The 23,364-nt window shown below is 70.2% G+C and carries 25 protein-coding genes; 6 read left to right on the forward strand and 19 right to left on the reverse strand.

Features of this window, described 5'->3' with window-relative positions:
• Positions 1 to 38 precede the first annotated feature (38 nt).
• Positions 39 to 893 (forward strand): hypothetical protein, encoded by an 855-nt coding sequence (locus tag KYK13_RS25665; RefSeq protein ID WP_223634544.1) that lies wholly within the window; start codon positions 39 to 41, stop codon positions 891 to 893.
• Positions 894 to 899: 6 nt separating this feature from the next.
• On the opposite strand, the gene KYK13_RS25670 is transcribed toward KYK13_RS25665, so the two are convergent.
• From KYK13_RS25670 to KYK13_RS25710, 9 genes are all read right to left on the reverse strand, one after another.
• Positions 900 to 1,856: a hypothetical protein gene (locus tag KYK13_RS25670; RefSeq protein ID WP_223634547.1), complete on the reverse strand. Its 957-nt coding sequence runs from the start codon at positions 1,854 to 1,856 to the stop codon at positions 900 to 902.
• 62 nt (positions 1,857 to 1,918) lie between these two features.
• On the reverse strand, positions 1,919 to 3,709 hold the full coding sequence (locus KYK13_RS25675; protein WP_223634550.1) for a putative metal-binding motif-containing protein: 1,791 nt from the start codon (positions 3,707 to 3,709) through the stop codon (positions 1,919 to 1,921).
• Positions 3,710 to 3,815: 106 nt separating this feature from the next.
• Positions 3,816 to 4,124 (reverse strand): hypothetical protein, encoded by a 309-nt coding sequence (locus KYK13_RS25680; RefSeq protein ID WP_223634553.1) that lies wholly within the window; start codon positions 4,122 to 4,124, stop codon positions 3,816 to 3,818.
• 55 nt (positions 4,125 to 4,179) lie between these two features.
• The gene (locus KYK13_RS25685) at positions 4,180 to 4,557 is read right to left on the reverse strand and encodes a hypothetical protein (RefSeq protein WP_223634556.1); all 378 of its coding nucleotides are present in this window, start codon (positions 4,555 to 4,557) and stop codon (positions 4,180 to 4,182) included.
• A gap of 27 nt (positions 4,558 to 4,584) precedes the next feature.
• Positions 4,585 to 4,779 (reverse strand): hypothetical protein, encoded by a 195-nt coding sequence (locus KYK13_RS25690; protein ID WP_223634558.1) that lies wholly within the window; start codon positions 4,777 to 4,779, stop codon positions 4,585 to 4,587.
• Positions 4,780 to 4,852: 73 nt separating this feature from the next.
• On the reverse strand, positions 4,853 to 5,062 hold the full coding sequence (locus KYK13_RS25695; protein ID WP_223634561.1) for a DUF3618 domain-containing protein: 210 nt from the start codon (positions 5,060 to 5,062) through the stop codon (positions 4,853 to 4,855).
• Positions 5,052 to 5,525 carry a phage holin family protein gene (locus tag KYK13_RS25700; RefSeq protein WP_223634564.1) on the reverse strand — a complete coding sequence of 158 codons (474 nt, stop codon included), beginning with the start codon at positions 5,523 to 5,525 and terminating at the stop codon, positions 5,052 to 5,054. Before KYK13_RS25700 ends, KYK13_RS25695 begins: the two co-directional genes overlap by 11 nt.
• A 169-nt stretch (positions 5,526 to 5,694) precedes the next feature.
• Positions 5,695 to 6,459 (reverse strand): endonuclease/exonuclease/phosphatase family protein, encoded by a 765-nt coding sequence (locus KYK13_RS25705; RefSeq protein ID WP_223634567.1) that lies wholly within the window; start codon positions 6,457 to 6,459, stop codon positions 5,695 to 5,697.
• Between the two features lie 19 nt (positions 6,460 to 6,478).
• Positions 6,479 to 6,994, reverse strand: a complete 516-nt coding sequence (locus KYK13_RS25710; protein ID WP_223634570.1) for a hypothetical protein — start codon at positions 6,992 to 6,994, stop codon at positions 6,479 to 6,481.
• Between the two features lie 316 nt (positions 6,995 to 7,310).
• On the opposite strand from KYK13_RS25710, the gene KYK13_RS25715 reads away from it, so the two are divergent.
• A complete protein-coding gene (locus KYK13_RS25715; protein ID WP_223634573.1) occupies positions 7,311 to 8,378 on the forward strand; it encodes a M23 family metallopeptidase in 1,068 nt (355 codons plus the stop codon).
• A gap of 31 nt (positions 8,379 to 8,409) precedes the next feature.
• On the opposite strand, the gene KYK13_RS25720 is transcribed toward KYK13_RS25715, so the two are convergent.
• The 9 genes from KYK13_RS25720 to KYK13_RS25770 all read right to left on the reverse strand — a co-directional run bounded on the left by KYK13_RS25720 (position 8,410) and on the right by KYK13_RS25770 (position 19,068).
• The gene (locus tag KYK13_RS25720; RefSeq protein WP_223646764.1) at positions 8,410 to 9,186 is read right to left on the reverse strand and encodes a TetR/AcrR family transcriptional regulator; all 777 of its coding nucleotides are present in this window, start codon (positions 9,184 to 9,186) and stop codon (positions 8,410 to 8,412) included.
• A gap of 151 nt (positions 9,187 to 9,337) precedes the next feature.
• The gene (locus KYK13_RS25725) at positions 9,338 to 9,688 is read right to left on the reverse strand and encodes a helix-turn-helix domain-containing protein (protein WP_014398120.1); all 351 of its coding nucleotides are present in this window, start codon (positions 9,686 to 9,688) and stop codon (positions 9,338 to 9,340) included.
• A gap of 64 nt (positions 9,689 to 9,752) precedes the next feature.
• Positions 9,753 to 12,449 carry an LPS-assembly protein LptD gene (locus tag KYK13_RS25730; RefSeq protein ID WP_223634577.1) on the reverse strand — a complete coding sequence of 899 codons (2,697 nt, stop codon included), beginning with the start codon at positions 12,447 to 12,449 and terminating at the stop codon, positions 9,753 to 9,755.
• Positions 12,450 to 12,500: 51 nt separating this feature from the next.
• The gene (locus KYK13_RS39105) at positions 12,501 to 14,024 is read right to left on the reverse strand and encodes an AMIN domain-containing protein (RefSeq protein WP_304504057.1); all 1,524 of its coding nucleotides are present in this window, start codon (positions 14,022 to 14,024) and stop codon (positions 12,501 to 12,503) included.
• Positions 14,025 to 14,122: 98 nt separating this feature from the next.
• Complete coding sequence (locus KYK13_RS25750; protein WP_370645164.1) at positions 14,123 to 15,394, reverse strand: alpha/beta hydrolase; 1,272 nt, start codon at positions 15,392 to 15,394, stop codon at positions 14,123 to 14,125.
• Between the two features lie 9 nt (positions 15,395 to 15,403).
• Positions 15,404 to 16,717 carry a folylpolyglutamate synthase/dihydrofolate synthase family protein gene (locus tag KYK13_RS25755; RefSeq protein ID WP_223634583.1) on the reverse strand — a complete coding sequence of 438 codons (1,314 nt, stop codon included), beginning with the start codon at positions 16,715 to 16,717 and terminating at the stop codon, positions 15,404 to 15,406.
• Between the two features lie 19 nt (positions 16,718 to 16,736).
• Positions 16,737 to 17,588, reverse strand: a complete 852-nt coding sequence (gene accD, locus KYK13_RS25760) for an acetyl-CoA carboxylase, carboxyltransferase subunit beta (RefSeq protein WP_223634586.1) — start codon at positions 17,586 to 17,588, stop codon at positions 16,737 to 16,739.
• A 72-nt stretch (positions 17,589 to 17,660) separates the two neighbouring features.
• Positions 17,661 to 18,416 carry an MBL fold metallo-hydrolase gene (locus KYK13_RS25765; protein WP_223634588.1) on the reverse strand — a complete coding sequence of 252 codons (756 nt, stop codon included), beginning with the start codon at positions 18,414 to 18,416 and terminating at the stop codon, positions 17,661 to 17,663.
• Between the two features lies 1 nt (position 18,417).
• A complete protein-coding gene (locus KYK13_RS25770; RefSeq protein ID WP_223634591.1) occupies positions 18,418 to 19,068 on the reverse strand; it encodes a Crp/Fnr family transcriptional regulator in 651 nt (216 codons plus the stop codon).
• Positions 19,069 to 19,220: 152 nt separating this feature from the next.
• Here KYK13_RS25770 and purM point away from each other — a divergent pair, with 152 nt between their 5' ends.
• From purM to KYK13_RS25785, 3 genes are all read left to right on the forward strand, one after another.
• Positions 19,221 to 20,258 carry a phosphoribosylformylglycinamidine cyclo-ligase gene (purM, locus tag KYK13_RS25775; protein ID WP_223634594.1) on the forward strand — a complete coding sequence of 346 codons (1,038 nt, stop codon included), beginning with the start codon at positions 19,221 to 19,223 and terminating at the stop codon, positions 20,256 to 20,258.
• Positions 20,255 to 20,920: a phosphoribosylglycinamide formyltransferase gene (gene purN / locus KYK13_RS25780; protein WP_223634597.1), complete on the forward strand. Its 666-nt coding sequence runs from the start codon at positions 20,255 to 20,257 to the stop codon at positions 20,918 to 20,920. Before purM ends, purN begins: the two co-directional genes overlap by 4 nt.
• Before the next feature lie 89 nt (positions 20,921 to 21,009).
• A complete protein-coding gene (locus KYK13_RS25785) occupies positions 21,010 to 21,441 on the forward strand; it encodes a DUF523 domain-containing protein (RefSeq protein WP_223646768.1) in 432 nt (143 codons plus the stop codon).
• Here KYK13_RS25785 and KYK13_RS25790 read toward each other — a convergent pair whose 3' ends face one another.
• On the reverse strand, positions 21,442 to 22,509 hold the full coding sequence (locus KYK13_RS25790) for an enoyl-CoA hydratase/isomerase family protein (protein WP_223634600.1): 1,068 nt from the start codon (positions 22,507 to 22,509) through the stop codon (positions 21,442 to 21,444).
• An 83-nt stretch (positions 22,510 to 22,592) separates the two neighbouring features.
• Between KYK13_RS25790 and KYK13_RS25795 the strand changes: the two genes are divergently transcribed.
• Positions 22,593 to 23,282: an HAD family phosphatase gene (locus tag KYK13_RS25795; protein ID WP_223634603.1), complete on the forward strand. Its 690-nt coding sequence runs from the start codon at positions 22,593 to 22,595 to the stop codon at positions 23,280 to 23,282.
• Positions 23,283 to 23,364: the final 82 nt, after the last annotated feature.

Consider the following 23,364-nt stretch of genomic DNA (forward strand, 5'->3'; position numbering starts at 1 on the left):
GGGCCGCCGTCACCCGTGTCCTGCACAAGAGAGTGCCCATGAAACGCCTGTTGCTGTCCGCCCTGGCTGCCGTGTCCCTGCTGTCGCCGCTCGCCTGTGACCTGGAGAAGACGACCAACCAGATCAGGGCGGACCACGTGATGGTGGGCACGCTGCTCGCGACGCCGCAGGTGGAGGTGTCCGCGTTGGCGATGGCGGGCTACGACGGGGGGACGGACGGCGGGGACGTGGTGACGTTCCCCGGGCAGACGGCGGCGTTCGTGTTCTTCGGGACGAAGTCCGGGGAGAACTCGCAGCCGCAGGGCCTGAGTGGGGCCACGGTGTCGCTGCGCGCCGGGAGCGCGGCGGCCGTTCCGCTGAACGGCCAGGGCGGCGGCAGCTACGGCGTGACGAGCGACTCCACGGACGACCTGAAGTACGCGTCCGGCGCCACGTATTCGTTCCTCGCGGAGCAGGCGGGGGCCAAGTACGAGGCGCGGGTGGAGGACTCGCCGCCGAAGGAGGGCATCGAGGCGTTCCACCCGAAGGAGGGCTTCGTGCGGATCAACGCGAACACGGCGTTCGCGTTCGACCGGCCGGCGCCTCCGCCGAACCAGGACCGGACGCTGGGCTTCGTGACGGTGGTGCCGCTGGGTTCGAATGGGGAGAAGGGGCAGGCCACCTACTCGAACGTGCCGACGACGCCGGTGGAATTCCTCCAGCTGGCGGCGACACCCGCGACGTTCCGCGAGGCGCGCGTGACGATTCCGGCCACGGCCTTCCCGAACCCGAAGCAGACGTACCTGATCATCTTCCAGGCCGTGCGCACGGGCGGCCCGGAGTCCGACAACCTCTTCCTGGGCAGCGTCGTCCTGGCGGGCACCGCGGAAGTGGGCATCGTGCGGACGAACTGAGCGCGTCTACCCGGCCTCGATGTCCAGGCCGATGCGCCCCTCCAGCTTGAGGCGCAGGAGGTGGCCCGCGAAGCGCTCCGACTCTTCGCGGGTGAGGATGCTGCGGAAGGAAGGACCGTCCGCGATCTCCACCTCCATCACGGCGCCGCGCTGGAGCAGGCGGAAGAAGTCCTCCCCTCCCCCGGACCTGGGCACGCGGACGGGGAGGAAGCCCTTCAACGGCACGACGTCCGTGCTCGCGTCGAGGACGTGGAGCAGGCCCTGTGCGTCCGGGCGCACGGCGTCGGAGGCAATGGACTCCTCGGCGTAGAGGGGCGCGGGAGGGAGGGACAGGTCCTCGGTGGAGTCATCGAAGAGGAAGCCGTAGCGGGACGGCACCCGCTGCGTGAGCAGGTAGCAGAGCAGGACGGCCTCATCCGGCTGCACGCGGGCGATGTGGAGGATGGAGCGCTCCGCCCCCACGCGGCGCAGGAGCAGCGTGAGGTGCGGCTGGCTGCGCTGGAGGTAGCGCTTCACGCGATCCAGGAGCGTGGCGCGGACCTCCGTGAACGCGGCCTGGTAGCGGGCTTCACTCTCCGCTTCGCGGTGGGAGACAGCCTCACGGGCCTTGGCCAGCTTCGCCTCGGCGTCGCGGAGGAAGTCGCTGGCGGCGCCCTGCTGCTGGAGGCCCGGGGTCGCCGAGCCGGCATCCATGCCCGCGGCGCGCACGGCCCCCAGGAGGAACGAGCCCTGCTGCGTGAGCCGGGACTGTTCCTCGCGGAACTGGATGACGGAGGCCGCGTGCCCGCGCTTGAGCTCCGCCCAGGCGTCGTAGGTGGACTCCAGTGTCTCCAGCGCGCGCAGTTGCCCCAGCGCGCCGTCGGGACTGGAGGTCAGCCCGGTCCACGGCGTGTCTGTGTTTCGCACGGGGAGCGCCGGGGACTCGGCCACGGCGGGAACATCCACGGGGGTGTCGTGACGCATCGCCCTGGCATCATGCTTCGGTGCGTCCGGCGGCGGGGAATGTTTCGGGGGGCGCTTCTTCGTCACTGCGGCCAACCCGGATAGTGGGCGACCTGACCGAACCGGCCGACGACCCAGATGTCATCAGGACGGGTGCCAGCAATCCCATGGATCGCCGCACCTGAATACACCGGGCTCCAGGAAGTGCCATTGAAGCGAAAGACACGCCCGCCCTCACTGGTGACGTAGATGGAATGCGTGCCGAAGGCCAACACACCCGTCAGGTTTTCACGTGTCGAAGAAAGCCCGGGGAGCGAGGACCAGGTGCCATTCCACTGCAGCACCGTGCCCCCGCTTCCCACGGCATAGGCCAATCTGGGATTCACGACATGGACCGCGTTCAAGCTCACTCCCGAGGGTGCGGAGCCATTGAACGTCCAGGTCGCGAGGGCAGGATCGTAGCGGTAGATGGCTGACGATGCGGGCTCCCCGACCGCGAACATGACCTCGGGGGAGATTCCATGAACGGCGCGCAACCGGGTCTCCTCGACGGGACTGGCCGTCACGGCCGCGGTTCCTCCATCCCAGATGAAGGTCGCTCCACTGACCTTCGCGGAGTCCCTGCCCACGCCGTAGATCTCGACACCTCCATCCGCGACGAATCCCTGGAGCCCCGACGTCGTGATGGAGGAGGGGTTGACCGCCGTCCGCGGCGTGCAGGCCATGCTGGCGGGTGTCTGCACCATCAACACGCCATCCTCGATGCCAATGAATGCCATCCCTGTCTGGGGGTGGGCCCAAACGGAATACAGATTCAGGGGGAACGGTCCAGACGTACACCTTTTCGGCAGCGAGACAAGCTCCGTCGATTCCGGCGTCTTGACCACGCGGACCAAATCAACACCTACGGCCCAGACCCCGCCGTCGCCGTAGACTGAGACAGCAAGAAAATCAGCCCCACCATCCAATACGGTCTGACCTGCCCATGTCGGGGAGCCAGCCAGGCAGGCCCCAGCCTCATCAATCATTGCATTGCAGTTGTTGTCCTGTTCGTCGCAGAGCTCAGGGGCGTTGGGGTGGATGAATGGATTTCCGTCGTCACAGTCCCCGCCCTCCCGCGCGAACGCTCCGGCTGGAGCCACGCATGAGGCGATCCCGCCATCCAGTGCACCATAGGTGTCCTGGTCCTCGTCCGGATACCAGATTGGCACCGGGCCAGAAGGCTGGCACTGGACCCCGGTGCCGCTCGCGGTGCACTGGTACGCCCCATCACACTGCGTCGAGCCGTCAAAACAGCGATTGCCTACGCTGAAACCTTCGTCCGTCTCGCCATTACAATTGTCATCCGCGCCATTGCAGACCTCCGCCGCGCCCGGATGCACCGCCGCGTTCGAGTCATCGCAGTCCGTGCCCCCTGTCAGCACACTGACGTAGCCATCCGCGTCCGCGTCCGACGCCACCAGCGTGAAATCCATCGTGGCGACGGTACCCTCGCGCAGCGTGGACACATGGTCCTGCGCCGTCACGGCCTGCCCATCACACCCCTGCTCGAACGCGGCGACAGACACCGTCACCGTGAGTCCCCAGCCCTTGGGCGGGGAGAACCCCTGCGTCAGCGTCGTGCCCGCGCGCGCCGTCCCCCGGTACGGCACCGTCGCCATTCGCGTCGCGGTGCCCCCGGGCTCCTTCGCCTCGAACTTCAGACACCCCGGCACGAACCCCTGCGCATCCACCCGGATGTGCAACATGCCGCAATCCTCATCCCCCGCCGCGCAGAACTCCTTCTCCCTCCAGAGGTCCTCCAGAGACGGCACGGTGCACCGCACCAGGCTCAACCCCAGCAATGCCACCCAAAGCAGACGGAAACGGGACATGGCCGGAAATCCTATGCCAAGTCGCCTTCACTCCGCGCGAACACGAAGGCCCCTCCCCGCGCTCCAGCGGGAAGAGGCCTGTGTGTCCTTCACACGCTCCCTGGAATCAGGTCGTGCGCTGACCCGGCGGCACCGTGGAGCCCGCGCCCTGCTGGGTCTCCTGGCCACGCGCGTTGTTGATGGCCGTGGCCAGCTTGTCCTGGCCGCCCTGGATGCGCTGGCGCAGGTCGCCGCGCAGCTGGTTGCCCGGCTTGTCCGCGATGAGCAGGCCCACGCCCACGCCCACCAGCACGCCCGCCGCGAAGATGCCCAGCGCCGGCAGCGCCGTCTCCGCCGTCGTGCGGCGCGTCTCCAGGCCGATGAGGTCCAGCACGTCGTCCCTGTCCAGCTTCTTCAAGTCCTTCAGGCTCAGCATGTCCGACTCCGGGGAAATGACTTCGGGGGGAAAGACGCGGGGTGCTTCGCGAATCCTAGACGCTGCCCGAGGGCGGCGTGCCCCGGCCCGTCTGATAGCCCTGGAAGGCGGACTCCGCCATGCCCAAGAGCTCATCCTTCACGAAGGGCAGCGCGGCCAGCCGCACGCCCAGCTTCAGGATGCGCCCGGTCAGCGGCGTAAACAGACCGCCGCCCAGCACGTAGCCCACGCCCATGGCGATGGCCAGCGTGCCATAGGGGTTGCGCTCCACGCGCCCCTTCAAGTCCAGCGCCTGCCCCAGGTCCGCCACCGCGCTGCGCGCGTTGTCCATGAACTGCTGCGCGTCCGACCCCAGCTGATCCACGCGCTGGCCGAAGCCCGCGTCACCGCCGTGGTCGGTGCCGTTGCCCGTCGTGCCTGAATAGTTCGTCATGTCCGTGCTCCCTTTCCAGGCAACCGGTTAGCGGGACGCGATGCGGCCCACGATGAAGCCCACCGCCAGCGCGCCCAGCAGGCACGTCCCCGGGTTGGCCTTGATGAACCCGACGACCTGACGGTTCATGTCCACCAGGTTCTGCCGAGCCTCGTCCATGTTCGGCAGCTGCTCCTGAAGTTGCCGCGCCCGGTCTGCCATCTGCTGCGGATTGATTTCCATGGAAGCCCTCTGCTGTGCGTTCGTTTTTCCGATTGCGTCTTGAAGTGTCTGCATCCGGGCCGGCCGGCGCCGCTCAGCGCCGCGAGCCCACCAGGTAACCAACGAGGAAGGCGGTCCCCACGCAGGCGTAGGGATGCTTGCGCACCCACTGACGCCAGTCCGTGACCTCCGAAACCTCCACCCGGAGCGCGCTCACCGACGAGGCCAGGTCGGCCCGGGTGCGCTCGATTTCCTCGCGAAGCGCCGCGCTGGTGCGCGGCAGGTGTCCATTGCTAGCGGCCATCCCGCGGCTCCTTGAAAGCCATTCCCGTCGTGTCCTTCAGCGTGTTCACCCCGGGCGTCGGGGACACCCGCGGGGGCGGCGCGGTGAGCACCGCCATGCTGCGCGACAGCTCGCTGACGCTGTCATCCATCATCTGGCGGGACTTCATGCGCTTCACCGCGCGCAGGATGCCCAGGCCCCCTCCCATCAGGTTCACCGCGCCCATCAGGCCCAGCGCCCCCGCCCACCCCGTCCACGGAGCGAGCACGGCCGCCAGCGCCCCGCAGACGAAGGCGTAGCCCACGAGCAGGAAGGGCACGAACACGGCGATGCTCGCCACGTCCAGGCCCATGGCCTTCGCGTCCTCCGCCAGCTCCACGCGCGCCAGCTGGAGGTGCTGCGTCACCAACCGACTGAAGCCGTCCGCCATGCGCCCGACGAGCGCGGCCACGCCGCGATCCGTCTGTTCACTGCCCACGTGCATGCGCTCTCCGGCCGACGCTCACGTCCCTGTGCGCGTGGGCGCCAACCTAGGCACCCCACCTCCCCGCGACAACCACAGCGCGAGGAATTTGTCCGGCGTTCGCCAGCGTCGGCCACTCAACGCGAGAAACCACCGGACCCGCGGGGAAGCCTAGCGCAAGCCCACCCTCCTAGCCGATCAGCTGCACCGGCGGTGCGAGGGGGGGCTGCACGGAGATGGGCGCCTCGAAGCGCATCACCAGCGGCAGGTGGTCCGACGCCACCCGGCTCAACGGCGAGCGGTGCGGCGTCACCGACACGGGCCTCACGCCGGAGTCCACATAGATGCGATCCAACCGGAACAGGGGCAGCCGCGTGGGGTACGTGCGCGCGGCGGCGCCCAGCTCGAACGCGGCGTCGTGGATGGCCTCACGCACGAGCGACGACACCGGCCCATTGCCCCAGGAGTTGAAGTCCCCGCACACCACCATCGGGTCCTTGCGGGCCGCGTCGCGCAACAGGTCGGCGGACAGCAGGAGCGCTTCCTGCCGCCGCCGCTCGCTCACGGACAGGCCCAGGTGGAGACAGAACACGTGCAGTTGCTGTCCGCCGCCCAGGTCCAGGTCGCAGCGCAGCGCGCCCCGGGGCTCGCGGCGCGGCACGCTCAGGTCGTAGTTCTTCGACTTGAGCACCGGCAGCCGGCTGAGGATGGCGTTGCCGTACCTGCGCCCGTTGCGGACGACGTTGGGGCCAAAGGCCATGTGCAGCCCGAGCATCTGGGCCAGATGCTCGGGCTGATCCTCCCGGGGCGTCTTGCCCCGGAAGTCCCCCACCTCTTGAAGGGCGATGATGTCCGCGTTCACCTCGCGGAGCACCGCGCCCACGCGCTCCAGGTCGAAGGCTCCGTCCACGCCGATGCCGGAGTGGATGTTGTAGGAGACGAGGGTCAGCTCCACGCGCTGTTCACCCTCCCCTTCAGGCCGGACGGATGCGCCGGGCCGCCATGCGCATCGCCTCGAAGGGCAGCGTCGCCAGCCGCTGCACCGCCGACGCCACGTCGCCCACGCCGGACTGGATGGCCTTGAGCTGCCGGCGCGCCTCGTCGAGGAGGTCCGGCAGGCGGCCCTGCGCCAGCGGCCGCTCCTGGGTGGGCGGCAGCGCGCCAATGGGCGCCGTCGTCCCGATGACCGGCGAAGCGGCCGCCTTGCGCTGCTTCCTCGAGGCCCCGCTCACCTTCGACACCGGCCCGTGGGAGAACTTGGCGTCCGCCTCCGGACGGGACAACTCCTCCAACTGGTGCTCCATCTTGCGGGCGGCGAGGATCTCCTCCGTCTGCGCATGGCTCTTGCCGTAGTGGAGCCCCTCGTGGTCCTCCACCGCGCCTCGCGACGACTGGGCGAGGTGCGCCTTGTCGCGCTGACGCAGGCTGCGCTTCTGCGGCGGCAGCGTCTTGGGAACCTGGAAGTGGTCGAAGCTATAGGAGCGGGGCATGCGCGCTCTCTCCTTTCGAAAAAGTCGATGCGGTGCGTTGTTGATGTGGGAAAGCTAGGGAGCCCCTCGCCGTCCGTAACGCCTTGACGCGGGAAGAACTGGCCCGGCTGCCTGCCTTGCGTCCGGCCAGGAACACCGCTTCGCCTCCGGGGACATCCCACTACCGGCAGAGGCACGTGTCCGGCCCCTGGCACGTGCGGCCGGACGTCCACCAGCGGGCATCCCGCCGAGCCCTTCCGGGCAGAGAAGCAGACAGCCGACACGCACGATGCCGGACCGGGAAGGTTCCGCGCGTGCGTGGTGTAAAGAACGGCCCATGTCCGCCCGGAACCCTGCCGCCGCTCGCGTCCTCGTCCTCTCCCTGCTCGCCTCCGGCGCTCCGGCGCTCGCCGCCACGCCCGCCGCCTCCGCCAGGGTGGTGACCGCCAGCGTGCCGGTCTCCACGGGCACGGCCGCCGCGCCGGGCCTGCGCGCTCCGGGCGCGCCCACGCCGGGCGCCGTGGTGCAGGGAGAGCTCGCGCCGCTGAAGGTGGCGCCCCTGGAGGGTCCGCGCCTGTCGCTCCAGCCCACCCACCCCAAGCCGGGCGACCCGGTGCTGGTGACGGTGAGCGGCGCGTCCGCGCTGCCCACGGGCACGCTCGCGGGCCGGCCCCTGCGCTTCTTCGCGTGGAACAACGGCTACGCGGCCCTCACCAGCCTCCCGGTGGAGCAGGCGGAGGGCACGGTGCCGGTGGACATCACCGCCCCCGGGCGAGGCCTGCCGGTGCTGCTGTCCGGCGTGCTCACCGTGGGCGCGCCGGGCTTCCGCGAGCGCGAGCTGAAGGTGGCCAACAAGTACGTGTCACCGCCCAAGGCGGTGAAGGCGCGCATGGAGGCGGACCGCAAGGCGTTCGCCGCGGCGTTCGCGCAGCCCTTCCAGGCGCCGGTGTTCACCCGGAACTTCGCCTGGCCGCGCGAGGCCACGGTGACGGCGCCCTTCGGCGACCGCCGCTCGTTCAACGGCAAGCTGCAGACGCAGCACTTCGGCGTGGACCTGGACGGCGCCACGGGCTCGCCGGTGGTCGCCGCCAACGACGGCACGGTGGTGATGGCGCGCGACAACTACGCGTCCGGAAACACCGTGCTGCTGCACCACGGCGCGGGGCTCTACACCGCGTACTTCCACCTGTCGCGCGTCGACGTGAAGGTCGGCGCGAAGGTGAAGCAGGGCGAGGCGCTGGGACTGGTGGGCAGCACCGGCCGCGTCACCGGCCCGCACCTCCACTGGGGCGTGAAGGCGGATGACCGCTGGGTGGATGGCCAGACGCTGCTCAAGCTGGACTTCACCGGCGCCCCGGAGACGCCGGGAGTGGCCGCCAACGCCTCCGGCCTGGGCACGCCGTAAGGCGGTCGCCCAGCAGGCCGCGCGAGGCGCTTCAGCCGCGCTTGGGGGCCTTCGCCTTGGAGGCGGCCTTCTCCCGCTTCAGCGGGGCCGGGTCCTCCGCGGCCTCGCCCCGCGGAGGCTCGGACTTCGAGGGCTCGTGCTTCGTCGCCTCGGGCTTCGCGGCTTCCGCGCGGGGAGACGCGCCGCCCAGCAGCACGCCGTGGAGGAAGGAGTCGGCGATCTGCGCCTTGGCGCGCTCGAGCATCGCCGTGTCGCGCGCGTCCGCCAGCCCCACGACGAAGGCGGTGAGGCCCATTTCGATGGAGCCGAAGAGCAGCGCGGACGCGAGCAGCGGATCCACGTCCGGGCGCAGCTCCCCCGCCTCCTTCGCGTGGGTGAACATCTGCGCGCTCAGGCGGATGACGTCCACGAAAGCCGTCTGCCGGTTGATGCGGGCGCCGGCCGGCGAGCGGGCAATCTCGAGGATCAGCACCTTCACCGCGCGGGGGTCCACGCGGTAGGCCTCGAAGGCCACGTCCGCGATGCGGCGGACCTTCTCCACCAGCGGCCCCTCGCTCTCGGCGACGGCGCGCGCGCGAGCGATGAAGCCGCTCCAGCCCGTCTCGAAGACGGTCTCCAGCAGCTCATCCTTGTTCTTGAAGTAGTGGTAGACGAGCCCGTACGCGACGCCCGCCTCCTTGGCGACGTCCGCGATGCGGCAGCCGTGGTAGCCCTTGCGGGCGAACACGTCGATGGCGGCCCGCAGGATGGTGCGGCGGCGCTCGCTCTCCCGGGTCCCGCTCTCCGGCGCCGTCTTCTGCTGGCCCACGCGTCCTCCCATGGCTGGTTGATTCAAGAATCAGCCAGCCACGCTACGGACGCGGGGCTCCGGGGTCAATCCTTACGTGGAGCCCTCCGCCTCGCCGAGGGGGAGGCGGGCGGAAGGGGCACGCACGGGGAAGGCCTTCCCCGGAAGGGACTCAGGCCGCCGAGCCGTTGAACATCACGCGGGCCACGCCGAGCAGGCGGTCCACGTCGCGCGCGTTGAGGCCGCGGGCACGAGCGAAGTCCGACAGGGGACGCAGCAGGTCCTCCGTCTGGGCGGGCGTCTGCTCGGTGCCCGTGAACAGCTCACCGAGGCTGACGCTGAGGGCGTTGGAAAGCGCCGCCAGTGTCTCCACGTGCGGCACACGCTCGCCGCGCTCGATCATGGACAGGAAGGACACGCTGATCTGCGCACGCTCCGCGAGCTCCTCCTGCGTCCATCGCTCCGGGCGCTGCGTGCGAAGCTCGCGAATGCGCTGGCCAATTCTTTTTCCGAGATCCGACACGAAGTACTTCTCCTCTGGGGGATGTTTCGAGGTGAGTGCAACGCTCGCGTACGCCGGGTGATTCCTATCCTCCCGACCCGAAGGATCCGAATCCGGCCACACTCAGGTTCACGCCGGCGAATTCCGGCGTCTGATTGCGCCGCAGGATCATCACGCCCTCAATGCGCCAGCAGTCACAGGCGGGTCCATACGACACGCCGAAGGTCTGCTGCGCAAGCGGCTGACTTTCCTGGGTATTCAGATCCTTATAAAGCGGTTGCACCAACGCTTCGTATCGCAACCCGAGCCCGAATCCGAGCTTGATTCGCGTACCGACAGTGAGTGCCTGCGCCCGTTCGGTCGGAGTGGGGTCAAGCTGGTCATTGTGGGACGGGAGGGGACGAGGTGCGTCTCCCACCAACATGTCCACGCCCCGACGTACGAAATCGGGTCCTTGTGCCAAAGGATCCAACCCACGATCAATTGACAATTGTTTCACGGCCAGCAGGTCGTCGTAGCGCGCGTACAGCGCGTTGCCCTTGCCATTGTCGATGGTGAAGTCGGCGGACAGCTGGGTGATGTCGCGCGTGGTCGGGTCGATGCGCACGAGCCCGCCCGCGGTGATGACGCCGGCGCTGGCGGACAGGCGCGCGAAGGTGTCCCGCAGCACGCTGCCCTGCACCGTGTCTCGGCCGGCGACGGGCGCGATGCGCGACAGGTCGAAGCCCTGCCCGACGCGCAGGCGCAGCGGCTCGCGGGTGGTGGGGCCCTTGCGGACGCGCAGCGTCTGGTCCACGGCGACCACGGCGTGCAGGAAGCCGCGCACGCTGCCGTTGGACTGGAGCGGCACGGCGGAGTCCCACTCGTCGTAGATGAGCGGCACGGTGCCGGTGCCATTGCCGTTGAGCGCGGTGAGCCCGTGGCCCCAGCCGCCGGGCACGTAGCGCAGGGTCACCGACGGGGACAGCGTGTGGCGGTAGAGCGTGTCCTTGTCCGCGAAGGTGCGCGCCAGCTGCGAGTCCAGCACCAGGTCCGCCAGCGCGTAGCCGCGCGAGGCGGCGCGTCCGGAGACCTCGCCCACGGACACGTCCTGGCGCAACCCCAGCGAGGGCGTCAGGCGGCCCCACGTGCCCAGCCCGTAGGACGTGGACAGGCGCGAGGCCAGCGACACACGGTCGCGGCCCTCGCGCTCGGTGGGATCGAAGCGGCCGTTGCCCTCCAGCAGGTCGAAGGGCAGCGTCCCGGGGTCGGTATTCAGGGGCGTTCCCTCCGGGCGCCACCGACCGGAGAGAGAGAAGAGTCCGTCCGAGCCGTCGTCCGCGAAGCCGCCGCTGCGCAGGGGCGCCAGCCGGCTGTACTCCATCTGCATCCCGCCCGTCACCCGCCCGCCGAAGAGCGGACGCTGCGGCAGGGCCAGGGTGATGCCCGGCAGCCGCTGGAACGTCGACGGACCGTGGGGCTCGGTGGCGACGCCGCTCACCGCGGCCGCGGCGGGAATCGTGTTGGGTTGGAAGAAGCGTAAGGGGTAGCGCAGGTCCTGGCGCAGCGACACGTCAAGGCCCAGGTAGCGGTCGTCGCGGCGTTGGTACACGACGGCGGTGCTGCGCAGGTAGCTGTAGTTCTGCACCAGCAGGTCGGCCGTGAGGTCGCGGGTGTAGAAGCCGTCCGACACGAAGTACGCGTCGACACGGTCGTGCCAGCCGTCGCCCAGGTCCTGCGTGTGCTGCCAGGAGGCCTCGCCCCGCAGGCCGCGCTTCTCGTCGATGATCTCCGCCGTGTCGAAAGGATGCTGCGGGTCGGTCCGGTTCAGGACTCGGAAGAAATCGATGGTGGTGGGATTCAGCCGGGGCCGCAGGTCGTAGAGGAACCCCAGCGTGGCCCGGCCGCGCGTGTGCTCACTGGGGACGTAGCGGAACTCGGTGAGCAGCCGCGGGCCCTTCACGCCGTTGATGCGCGGCTCGCGGATGGGCGTGCCGTCCTCCTGGAGGAACCGGGGGTTCGTGACGTCACCGCCGCCCGTGTAGAAGCCGGGGGTGAACGTCAGGTCGTAGCTCTCCCCCAGCGTGACGAAGACGGGTGCATCCAGCGCGAAGCCGTTGAGGCCGGAGTTGGACGGACGCGGAATGAGCAGGCCGGAGCGGCGCTCGGCCAGGGGCAGGTACAGCCACGGCAGCGCGAACACCGGCACCGAGCGCACGTACACCACGGGCCAGGTGAGGATGGCGCGCTCGCCCATCTTCACGTTGGCCTCCTTCGCCTCCACGCGCCAGCTGGGCTCGCCGGGGCCGCACTGGCATGGGGTGAAGGCCAGGCCGTCCACGGAGAAGGCCGTCTCCCCGGTGCGCCGGATGCGCGTACCGCTCATCAGGACGGGCGTCTCGCCCATCTTGCGCAATTCGTCCGGCGTCTTCGCGGCCTGGAGCGCCTCGGGGGTGACGCCCTTCTTCTGCATGAAGAGGCCGCCCTTCACGTTGGCTTCGTTGGAGCGCAGGTCCACGCGCACGTCGTCCGCGATGGCGGCCATCAGGCCGCTGACGAACATCACGTTGCCGGTGGCGGTGGCCACCTGCGTGGCCTCGCTGTACGTCACCTCATCCGCGCGCAGCACGTTGGGGCCGCTGCGCAGCTCGCAGTGGCCCCGGGCAGTGAGGATGTCGTTTTCGTAGACGACGTAGTCGGCCGCCAGCTCCACGACCTCGCCGGTGGGCAGCTCCACCTGCGTGGCCAGCGGAATCTGGGCCGACACCCAGAGCGTCAGGACGACCGGGGCAAGGAAGGTCATTCGGGAGGCGTGGACGGTGGGCGCCGTGCCGGCAACGGCGCCCGCCCCGTCCTACCGGCCCGGACGCGGGAAGTCGAGGGTGATGAGACCGCCATCCTGGCGTGTCTCATAACGAACCCCCTGCTTCAGCTGGATGACGACGCGCACCGTCTGGCCCGCGCCGGCGAAGGCCTCCACGCGCGACACGGCTGACGGGAAGAAGTGCGTGTCCAGGGGCAGCGTGTTGTTGGACTCCACCACCCGCGTGTTCTCCAGCTCCAGCACCACCTGGTTGCCGGAGCCGCTCACCGTGTAGCGCACGGGGTCGTTGGTGCGCACGAAGACGCGCGAGCTGTCCGGCCGCTGCTGGAAGCCAATCTGCGTCATCGTCTTGCGACGCGACGACACCGCCCCCCCGCCATGCTCGCGCGGCTCCGCGGCGGCGCTGCCCTGGCTGGCGCTGGTGCGCGACTCGCGCGCCGCGACGGCCTGCTGACGGCGCTCCCTGGCTTCCGCCGCCCGCTCGCGCTTCTCCTCGGCGGCGGCCTCGCGGGCGGACTGCTGCTCCTCGCGGCGGGCCTGCGCGGCGGCGCGACGGTCCTCCTCCTGCTGGCGCTTGCGTTCAGCCGCGGCATCGGCGGCGGCGCGCTTCTTCTCCTCGGCCGTCTTCGCGGCGGCCATGCGCGCGTCGGCGGCGGCCTGGGCCTGGGCCCGCCTCTCCTCGGCGGCGGCCTTGGCCTGGGCGCGCTTCTCCTCGGCGGCGGCCTGCGCGGCGGCCCGGGCCTCCTCCTCGCGCTGGCGCTTCTGGTCGGCAGCGGCCTTCGCATCCTGCTCGCGCTGGCGCTTCGCGGCGGCCTGGGCCTCCGCCTCCTGGCGCTTGCGCTCCTCGGCGGCGGCCTGCTCCGACGCGCGGCGCTCCTCGTCCTGGCGCTTCGCGGCGGCCTGGGCCTCCTCCTGGCGCTTCTTCTCCGCGTCCACGTCCGCCTTGGCGCGGGCGGCGGCCTCGGCGGCGGCCTTCTCCTGGGCCTCGCGCTCCGCCCGGGCGGCGTCCGCGGCGGCCTTCGCGGCCTTCTCCTGGGACTCCCGGTCCGACGCGGCGGCGCGGGCCGCGTCCTGCGCGTTGGAGCCCGGCTGGGTGTTGGCCGCGGCGGTCCCCTGCTGCGCGGTGCCCTGCCCTGCGGACGGCGTCACCTGCGCGACGACCGGGGCCCCCCCGCCGCCCAGGACCTTCACCACCAGCTTCGTGCCGGAGGCCTGGATGTCCGTCTCCACCTCGCGCTCATAGCCGATGAGGATGCGCGCGATGGACGCGGACTCCGTGCCGTAGGTGGCGGTGCGGATGCCCGTGATGGTGCCGTTGCCCACCGGCTGCTCCTCCGCCACGCCCTGGAAGACGGCGCCGGACACGTCGATGACGAGCCGGGGCGGATCCGTCATGGTGAAGCTGTTGAAGTCCGCCTTCTTGCTGCCGGTGATCTCCACCGTGCCGCCATTCACGGAGATGGCCGTGATGGTGTTGAGGTCCGCCGGCTGCTGCGCCAGCGCCACCCACGGCACGAGCCACAAGCCAAGCAGCGCCACCGCGAAGCCCTTCATCGACCACTCCCGTGACATGCGTCAGAAGACAGACGCGCGCGAAATTATCATGCAGCCGGGAGGCCCCAACTTTTCAGCCCGGCCGGAACGTCCGCGCTTCAACGCAGCCGAGGCAGGGCCGGCGAGCGCGTGCGGTGCGTACGGGCGTACTCGATGAGGTTCTTGATGTCGTAGCAGATCTGCCGGATGTCGTGCCCCATGGTGAGCTCGACGTGGCTGTTGCCCTTCACCGGCCGCCACAGCAGGTACTCGCTCTTCGCGGCGCGGTACACGCTGCGCGTGGATTCCACGGACGCCAGCGGGTCCATGTCCCCGAAGATGATGGCCATGGGGATTTCAATCTTCCCGAAGCCGCGCTTGAAGTCGTAGTCCGTGCGGTAGCAGACCATCTCGCCGCGGCGGATCCACCGGGCGAACTGTTCAATCACCTTGCGAGGCTCGCGCTCGCCGCCCTCGCGCAAGAGCCACCGGATGTCGTCGCGGCTGACGCGCTCGGTGTTGACCAGCCGGTTCAGCTTGCGCGTGAAGCGCTGATACAGCGCGGACTCGTCCGCGTGCGCCAGCTGACGCTCCACCCACTTGAGCACCACATCCACCGGCACCGCGTTGAACACGAGCGACCTGGCGGCGTCCGGCTCCAGCCGCTTCTGCAGCGCGGGGCTGAAGGTGCCCACCCCCTTCGCCAGCAGCGAGCGGCCCAGCGAGGAAGCACGGCGGTTGAGGTTCAGCCCGCCCAGCGTCAGGTCCACCGCGCTCGCGAGCAACGGCGAACCATGCGCCAGCATGCGCAGCAGCATGAAGCCGCGCCCCAGGTCCGCGGGCGAACCAATGGTGATGAGCCCCTCGAAGTCGTCGTGGATGCCGGCGTAGCCGTAGCCCAGCATGCCGCCCATCGAGTGGCCGCAGTAGAAGACGCGCTCGCGCCGGGTGATGCGCTTGACGCCGGACACGGCCGCCGGCAGGTCGTAGAGGAAGTAGCTGTCCAGGTCCCAGCCGTAGTCCAGGTCCTGGGGCAGCGGGCGCTTGAAGCGCTCCGCTCGCTCCTTCTGGAAGGCGATGGAGCTCTTGCCGTGCCCGCGCAGCTCCAGGATGTGGATGTCCACGCCGAAGAAGAGCAGGTTCTTGACGAACTGGCCGCTCGTCCACGTGTGCCGGTTCTGGGAGAAGCCGTGCACCAGCAGCAGCGGCTCACCGAACAGCGGCTGCGCGAACGCCTGTTTCACCGGCCGGTAGCGCGTGATGACGAGCGACCAGCCATCCGCCGTCTCCACCACGTAGTTCGTCTTGGAGTACAGTGCCCGGAAGTCGACCTCATCGACGGTGGGCATCGGAGGTCCCGGAAGCGCTGTTCTCCAGTCCGGCAGGCGCATGTCGCAAAGTTACTGCTGCTGTCGCATCGCGCCAAGGCTCCGTTCAACCCATCGCTTCACGGCGCCTACCAGGAACAATGAACCCGTCGCCAGCACCAGGCCGCCCGGATGCCTGACTGCATCGGCCTTCGCGCCGGCAAGGGCCTCCTCCAGAGACGCGTGCGCGACGACCCGTGAACACAAAACCCCTGCTTCAGCGATGTATCGCTCCGGGGCCAGCGAGCGGGGCGTGTCGAGCGGGGTGAGGTGCACGGAGGCCGCCAGCGGGAACAGGGCCCGCATCATGGGCCCCCGGTCCTTGTCCGCCACCACGCCGAACACCAGGTGCAACGGCCGCCCGGCGTAGAGCGTGCGCAGGGCCTCCAGCAGCACCGCCACGCCCGCGGGGTTGTGGGCGCCGTCCACCACCACCGTCGGACCGTGGGCCACCTCCTCCAGCCGCCCCGGCCAGCGCGCGGTGGCCAGGCCTTCACGCGCGGCCTCCGGCGTCACCCCCACGCCCCGTGCCTGGAGGGCCTCCAGGCACGCCAGGGCCACCGCCGCGTTCTGGTGCTGGTACGGCCCCCGCAGCGCGAGCGTGAGCCCGTCGAGCGACCAGTCAGTCCCCCGGTACGAGAGCGTCCCATCGGCCCCGGGGACGATGCGGAAGTCGCGGCCCTCCAGTTGGACGGGCACGGCCAGCTGCTCCGCGCGGCGCAGGAGCGAATCCAGGGCTTCCGGCTCCTGGCGGGACAGGACCACGGGCACGCCGGGCTTGAAGATGCCGGCCTTCTCCCCGGCGATCTCCCGGAGCGTGTGTCCCAGGTACTCCATGTGGTCGAAGGACACGGGGGTGACGCACGTCACGACGGGGCTCGCGGCGGTGGTGGCGTCCAGCCGTCCGCCCAGGCCCGTCTCCAGCACGGCCACGTCCACGCGCTCGCGGGAGAAGTGCCAGAGCGCGACGACCGTGCCGAACTCGAAGTACGTCATCGGCTCCGACAGCGCGGACGGGTAGCGCTCCAGGACCTCCAGGATGCGCTGCCCGAAGACGGCGTCCGGGATGTCCGCGCCCGCCACGCGGATCCGCTCGTTGACGCGCACCAGGTGCGGGGACGTGTAGAGCCCCACGCGGTGGCCGGCGGCCTCCAGCGCGCGCGCCACGAAGGCGCAGGTGCTGCCCTTGCCGTTGGTGCCGGCGACGTGCAGCGCCGGAGAGTCGCGCTCCGGGTGGTCCAACGCGCAGAGCGCGTCCTTGACCCGCTCCAGCCCCAGCTTGATGCCGGAGGGGTTGAGCGCCTGGAGGAAACGGAGGGCCTCCTCGGGAGTGCGCGGCGCGTCCATGGCGTGGAGGCCCGCGGGCCTACCCGAGCATGCCCATGAGCTGGCCCAGCTTCCCGCGCAGGTCCTTGCGGTGGACGATGGCGTCGATCATCCCGTGGTCCAGCAGGAACTCCGAGCGCTGGAAGCCCTCCGGCAGCTTCTGGCGGATGGTCTGCTCGATGACGCGCGGGCCGGCGAAGCCGATGAGGGCCTTGGGCTCCGCGAGGATGATGTCGCCCAGCCAGGAGAAGGACGCGGCCACGCCGCCCGTGGTGGGGTTGAGCATCACGGAGATGTACGGCTTGCCGCTGGTGCGGAAGCGCGCGATGGCCGCGGACGTCTTCGCCATCTGCATCAGGGAGAAGATGCCCTCCTGCATGCGCGCGCCGCCGGAGGCGGAGAACACCACCGCGGGGCACTTGAGCTCGAAGGCGCGCTCGAAGACGCGCGTGACCTTCTCACCCACCACGGAGCCCATGGAGCCGCCCATGAACTCGAAGACGAAGCAGCCCACGGAGACGGGGCGGCCCTCGATGCGGCCCACGCCGGAGATGAACGCGTCGTTCTCCTCCAGGTTCTTGCGCGTGGACTTGATCCGGTCCTTGTACTTCTTGGTGTCCGTGAAGCCGAGCGGGTCCTGGGGCTCCAGCTCCTTGTCGAACTCCTCGAAGGAGTCCGGATCCAGCGTGGCCGCCAGGCGCGCGCGGGCCGTCCAGGCGTGGTGGTGTTCGCAGTGCGGACACACCATCCAGTTCTTCTCCAGCTCCTGACGGTAGATGATCTCGTCGCACTGCTCGCATTTGGCCCAGAGGCCCTGCATGCGGGAGGGCTGGGGCTCGGCGGCTTTCTCTGCGTCGACGGCGATGCGGGGCTTCTTGGAGAACCAGGCCATGAGGCTTGGGGGTTAATCCGACCGTCGCGGGCCGTCAATACCTCCGTACGGCGCGGCGCGGCACGACGGCCCCTAGAACTGGAAGGTCTCGCCCAGCTCCAGGACGTTCACGGGCAGCGCGGCCAGCTCCTTCTTGAGCTGGGGCACGAAGGCGGGCTTCAGGTGGTAGAGCAGCACCTGGGCGCCGTTGCGGTCGAACTTGCGCAGCTCCGAGCCCACGGTGGCGGGCGTCAGGTGGCCGGAGATGTCCGCCAGGGCCTGGAGGCTGTTGGGGAAGCTGGCCTCCAGGAGCAGCGCCTTCAGGTTCTTCGTGGCGTTGAGGGCCTTCCACAGCTTGTCCGTGGGGCCGGTGTCACCGCTCATGGCGAGCGCGGATCTGCCGTCGCTGATGATGAAGGCGCACGACTCCACGGGGTGGCTCACCGGCACGCTCTTCACGGTGTAGGGCCCCACCTGGAAGGTGCTGCCGGCGCGGAAGGTCTTGATGGCGAGGACGGGCTTGTGGCGCGTGGGGATGCGCGTGAAGTCCGGCCACAGCGCGTTGTTGAACATGTTCTCGCGCAGCGCCTTGGCGCACTCGCGGGAGGCATGGATGGTGACGGGCCTGTCCCTGCGGCCGATGACCAGGTCGGCGAGCAGCGGCAGGTCCTTCACGTGGTCGAAGTGGCTGTGGCCGACGAGGATGTCGTCCACCTTGCAGAGCTGATCCAGCGAGAGCGTGCCGGTGAGGGCACCCGCGTCCAGCGCGAGCACGTCGTCCACGAGGAAGCACGTGCTCCTGCACGTGGGAAGCTCGCCGCCGTGGCACCCGAGGACTTGCAGCTTCACGCTAGAGGTCTCCGAACTTCCACTTCATCTCGAGGTAGTTGAGGAAGTCATGCAGCCGGCCCGTGTCATACACGGTGACCCTGTCACCGCTGCGCTCGATGAGGCCCGCGCGCTCCAGGCGCTCCAGCATGCTGCGCACGGCGGGCTCGCCCACGCCGATCTGCCGGGGCATCTCCCGGATGGCGAAGTCCACCTCCACGCCCTCCTCCAGCGGCCGGCCGCGCGTCTGGCAGGCCTGGAGGATCTGGTGCACGACGCGGCTGGCGGGGTCGCCGTGGAGCAGGTTTTCAATCTGGGCGTCCGCCTCGGACAGGCGCTCGGCCAGCTTCTTGATCATCCGGACGGCGATCTCCGCGTTGCCGCGGATCATCGCCTCGAAGGTCTTGGGGTCGATGACGAGCAGCTTCGCGTCGTCATGCACCACGGCGGAGGCGTTCCGGGGCTTGTTGGAGATGATGGCCATCTCGCCGAAGAATTCGCCCGGGCCCAGCACGGCGAGCGTCTTCTCCACGTCGCGCACGCGCTTGGAGATGGCGATCTTCCCGGACTGGATGACGAACATCTCCTTGCCGATCTCTCCCTCGCGGAAGAGCTCGGTGCCCTTGGGGAACTCCTTGCCAAAACGTTGAAAGAGGGTTTCCTCGGCGCCCATCTGGCCCGCGAGTCAATCAGCCCCCATCCCACCGGTCAAATATCCCAGACCGATATCGCGCGGGCGCCCGGGGGCGACAGGCCGCCACAAACCCGACACGTCCCTTCCGAGGCCCGAGACAGGGGCCTTGGGGAGGGGTACAAGGCCGCCCCGTGGGAACGACCTACAAGCAGTCCGGAGTAGACATCGAGGCCGGCGACGCGTTCGTCGAGAAGATCAAGCCCCATGCCGCGCGCACCACGCGCCCCGAGGTGGTCGCCGGGGTGGGTGGATTCGGCGGCCTGTTCGCCCTGCCGCCCGGCAAGTACCAGGCGCCGGTGCTGGTGGCGGGCACGGACGGGGTGGGCACCAAGCTGAAGGTGGCCTTCCTGGCGGGGCGGCACGACACGGTGGGCATCGACCTGGTGGCCATGTCGGTGAACGACATCCTCACCTGTGGCGCGGAGCCGCTGTTCTTCCTGGACTACTTCGCCACGGGGAAGCTGGAGGTGGACGCCGCGGCGGAGGTGGTGAAGGGCATCGCGCTGGGCTGCGAGCAGGCGGGGTGCGCGCTTTTGGGCGGGGAGACGGCGGAGATGCCGGGCTTCTACGCGCGGGGCGAGTACGACGTCGCGGGCTTCTGCGTGGGCGTGGTGGAGCGCTCGGCCATCATCGACGGCAAGGCGGTGAAGCCGGGGGATGCGCTCATCGGCCTGACGTCGTCGGGGCTGCACAGCAACGGCTACTCGCTGGCGCGCAAGGTGCTGCTGGACGACGCGAAGCTGCCCCTGGACATGACGCCGCAGGGGCTGGACCGGCCGCTGGGTGACGCGCTGCTGGAGCCCACGCGCATCTACGTGAAGGACGCGCTCGCGCTGTGCCAGGCCGTGAAGGTGAAGGGCATGGCGCACATCACCGGCAGCGGCATCCCGGGCAACCTGCCCCGGTGCCTGCCGGACGGGACGCGCGCGGTGCTCAGCGAGTCCACGTGGAGGAAGCCGGCCATCTTCGACCTCATCGCGAAGACGGGCGGCGTGGCGCGCGACGAGATGTTCAGCACGTTCAACATGGGCCTGGGCCTCATCGTCGTCGTGGCGAAGGAGGACGTGGCGAAGGCGCTGGAGGTGCTGCGCGCCCGGGGCGTGGAGGCGTCCGAGGTGGGCCGGGTGGAAGCGGGCCAGGGCGAGGCCACGGCGGTCATCGAGCCATGAGCGCGCGGCGGGCGCGGCTGGGGGTGCTCGTCAGCGGCGGCGGGAGCAACCTGCAGGCGTTGCTCGACGCGGCCGGGCAGGCGGACTACCCGGCCGAGGTGGCGTGCGTGGTGTCCAACGTGCCCACGGCGTTCGCGCTGGAGCGCGCCCGGAAGGCCGGCGTGCGCGCGGAGGTGGTGGACCACAAGGGCTTCGGGTCGAAGGCGGACTTCGAGGCGGCGGTGCTCGGCGTGCTGGCGGACGCGGGCGTGGAGTGGGTGTGCCTGGCGGGCTTCATGCGGCTGGTGAGCGCGGACTTCCTGAAGCGCTTCCCGGGGCGCGTGCTGAACATCCACCCTTCCCTGCTGCCCGCGTTCCCGGGTCTGCATGCGCAGAAGCAGGCGCTGGAGCGAGGCGTGAAGGTGGCCGGGTGCACGGTGCACTTCGTGGACGCGGGCACGGACACGGGCCCCATCATCGCGCAAGCGGCGGTGCCGGTTCTGCCGGACGATGACGAGGCGAGCCTGAGCGCGCGCATCCTCGCGGAGGAGCACCGGCTGTATCCGCTGGCCGTGCGGCTGGCGGTGACGGGCGCGGTGGCGCTGGATGGGCCGCGCACGAAGGTGGACGCACGCGTGACAGGCGATGGCACGGCGCTGCGCAGCCCGGGTGCTCCGAAGTGACGAAGGCCGTGGAGCACGCGCCCTCCCGTGGAGACGATGCATCGGCGCGTGAGGCTCGCCGCGAGGCCCTGCGCGCGGCGCCCACGGTGCTGGTCAGCGCGTGTCTGCTGGGCGAGGCATGCCGCTATGACGGGCGCTCACAGCGCTCGGAGCGCGTGCTCGCGGCGCTGGAGGGCAAGGCCGTCATCCCCATCTGCCCGGAGGCCGCCGCGGGCCTGGGCATTCCGCGGCCTCCCGTGGATCTCGCGGGAGGCACGGGCGTGGACGTCTGGGCCGGCCGCGCGCGGGCCCTCACGCGGGAGACGCGCGAGGACCGCACCGCCGCGTTCCAGGCGGGCGCCCAATTGGCCCTGGAAGCCGCGCGGCGCTTCGAGGCCACCGTGGCGCTCTTGAAGGAGAAGAGCCCCTCGTGCGGCAGCCAGCGCGTCTACGAGACGGGCGTGCTGCGTCCGGGTGAAGGCATCACCACCGCGCTCCTGCGCGAAGACGGGCGCACCGTCGTGAGCGACGAGGACCTGTAGTCACCCTCGCGCGGGCAGCTCCAGCTCGTCTCCCGGCCGCGGCGCGAAGCACGACTCCACCTCCGCGTCCGTCACCTCCGCGAGCGTGGCCGGGCTCCAGCGCGGCTTCTGGTCCTTGTCCACCAGCACCGCGCGGATCCCCTCCTGGAAGTCCGCTCGCCGGGTCATCGCCTGGCTCAGCCGGTACTCCATGCGCGCCGTCGCGTCGTAGTCCTGCCCGCGCCCGATGCGCAGCTGCCGCAGCGTCACCCGCAGGCTCATGGGCGACATGCGCAGCAGCGTCGCGCGCGTCTCCTCCGCCCACGCCGTGCCCTCGCGCTCCAGCGCCGCGAAGAGGTCCTCCACGCGGCTCCCCTGGAAGCACCGGTCGATGACCTCCGCCCGCGCCGCGAGCCCCGGCGCACCGGCGTCCTGATGGAAGCCCTGGAGCACGCGCGCCGCCACCTCACGCCCCGGCCTGCTCCAGTCCGCGGCCACCAGCGCCGCCACCACGTCCTCCAGCCGCGAGGACTCCGTGCGGTGCGTCGCGTACCCCAGCCACAGCGCATCCGCCGCGTCACAGCGCGCACCGGTGAGCCCCAGATACGTCCCCGACTCGCCGGGGAAGCGCGGCAGGAACCAGCCTCCGCCCACGTCCGGGAAGATGCCGATGGCCGTCTCCGGCATCGCGAGCACCAGCTTCTCCGTCACCACCCGGAAGGCGCCGTGCATGGACAGCCCCAATCCACCGCCCATGCAGATGCCGTCCACCAGCGCGATGAAGGGCTTCGGGAAGTGGTGGATCCGATGGTTGAGCGCGTACTCAGCGAGGAAGAACTCGCGCGACAGCGACGGATCCGACCGTGCGACCGAACTGGCCACCGCGCGCACGTCTCCTCCCGCGCAGAAGGCCCGCCCTCCCGCGCCGCGGATCACCACCGCCTTCACGGATGGATCCGCCGCCCAGGAGTCCAATCGGGGATGCAGCACCCGGCACATCTCCAGGGAGAGCGCGTTGAGGGCCTTCGGCCGGTTGAGGGTGACCATGCCCACCGCGCCCCGCGTCTCCAGCAGCACGTCCTCGCTCATGCCGTGGGGGATATCAGCCCGGGAGGGGCTCGCAGGGGAGATTCGGGGGTGACATGGCGGCAGAAATCGGTATTGGGAGGAACATGACTTCCGCAGCCGCCCCCCTGCTCGCCGCCGTCTTCGACATGGATGGCACGCTCGTCGACAACATGGACTTCCACAATCGCGCCTGGGTGACCCTCGCCCGGAAGCTGGGGCTGGATGGCCTGACCGCGGAACGTTTCCAGAACGAGTTCGCGGGCAAGAAGAACGAGGAGATCCTCCCGCAGCTGTTGGGCCGCGCCCTCTCCGTCGCGGAGCTGGACGCGCTCGCGGAAGAGAAGGAGTCGCACTACCGCGCCATCTACCGGCCGTACCTGGCGCTGCACCGGGGCGCGGAGGGCTTCCTGCACCGCCTGCGCGACGCGCGCCTTCCCCTGGCCGTGGCCACCGCCGCGCCGCAGGACAACCGCGAGCTGGTGCTGGACGGGCTCGCCGTGCGTCCGCTCTTCACCTGTGTCGTCGGCGCCGAACAGGTGGAGCGCGGCAAGCCCGCGCCGGACATCTTCCTCGCCGCGGCGAAGGCGCTGCAGGTGCCGCCCGAGTCGTGCCTGGCCTTCGAGGACGCCATCAACGGCGTGCTGTCCGCGCGCGCGGCCGGCATGGTCACCGTGGGCATCACCACCACCACGACCGCGGAGGCGCTGAAGAACGCGGGGGCCCACTACACCGCCCCGGACTTCGACTCGCTGCCCCCGGAGCTGCTCGCGCGCCTCTTCGAATCCCGGGCCTGAGGGCACACACGCCCCACCCCGGGTCCAGGCTCCCAGGGGAAGCGGGTCGCCAAAAGGGCGCCAGACGCGGTGACGTTGTGTA

The sequence above is a fragment of the Corallococcus sp. EGB genome, from assembly GCF_019968905.1.
Taxonomy (GTDB): domain Bacteria; phylum Myxococcota; class Myxococcia; order Myxococcales; family Myxococcaceae; genus Corallococcus.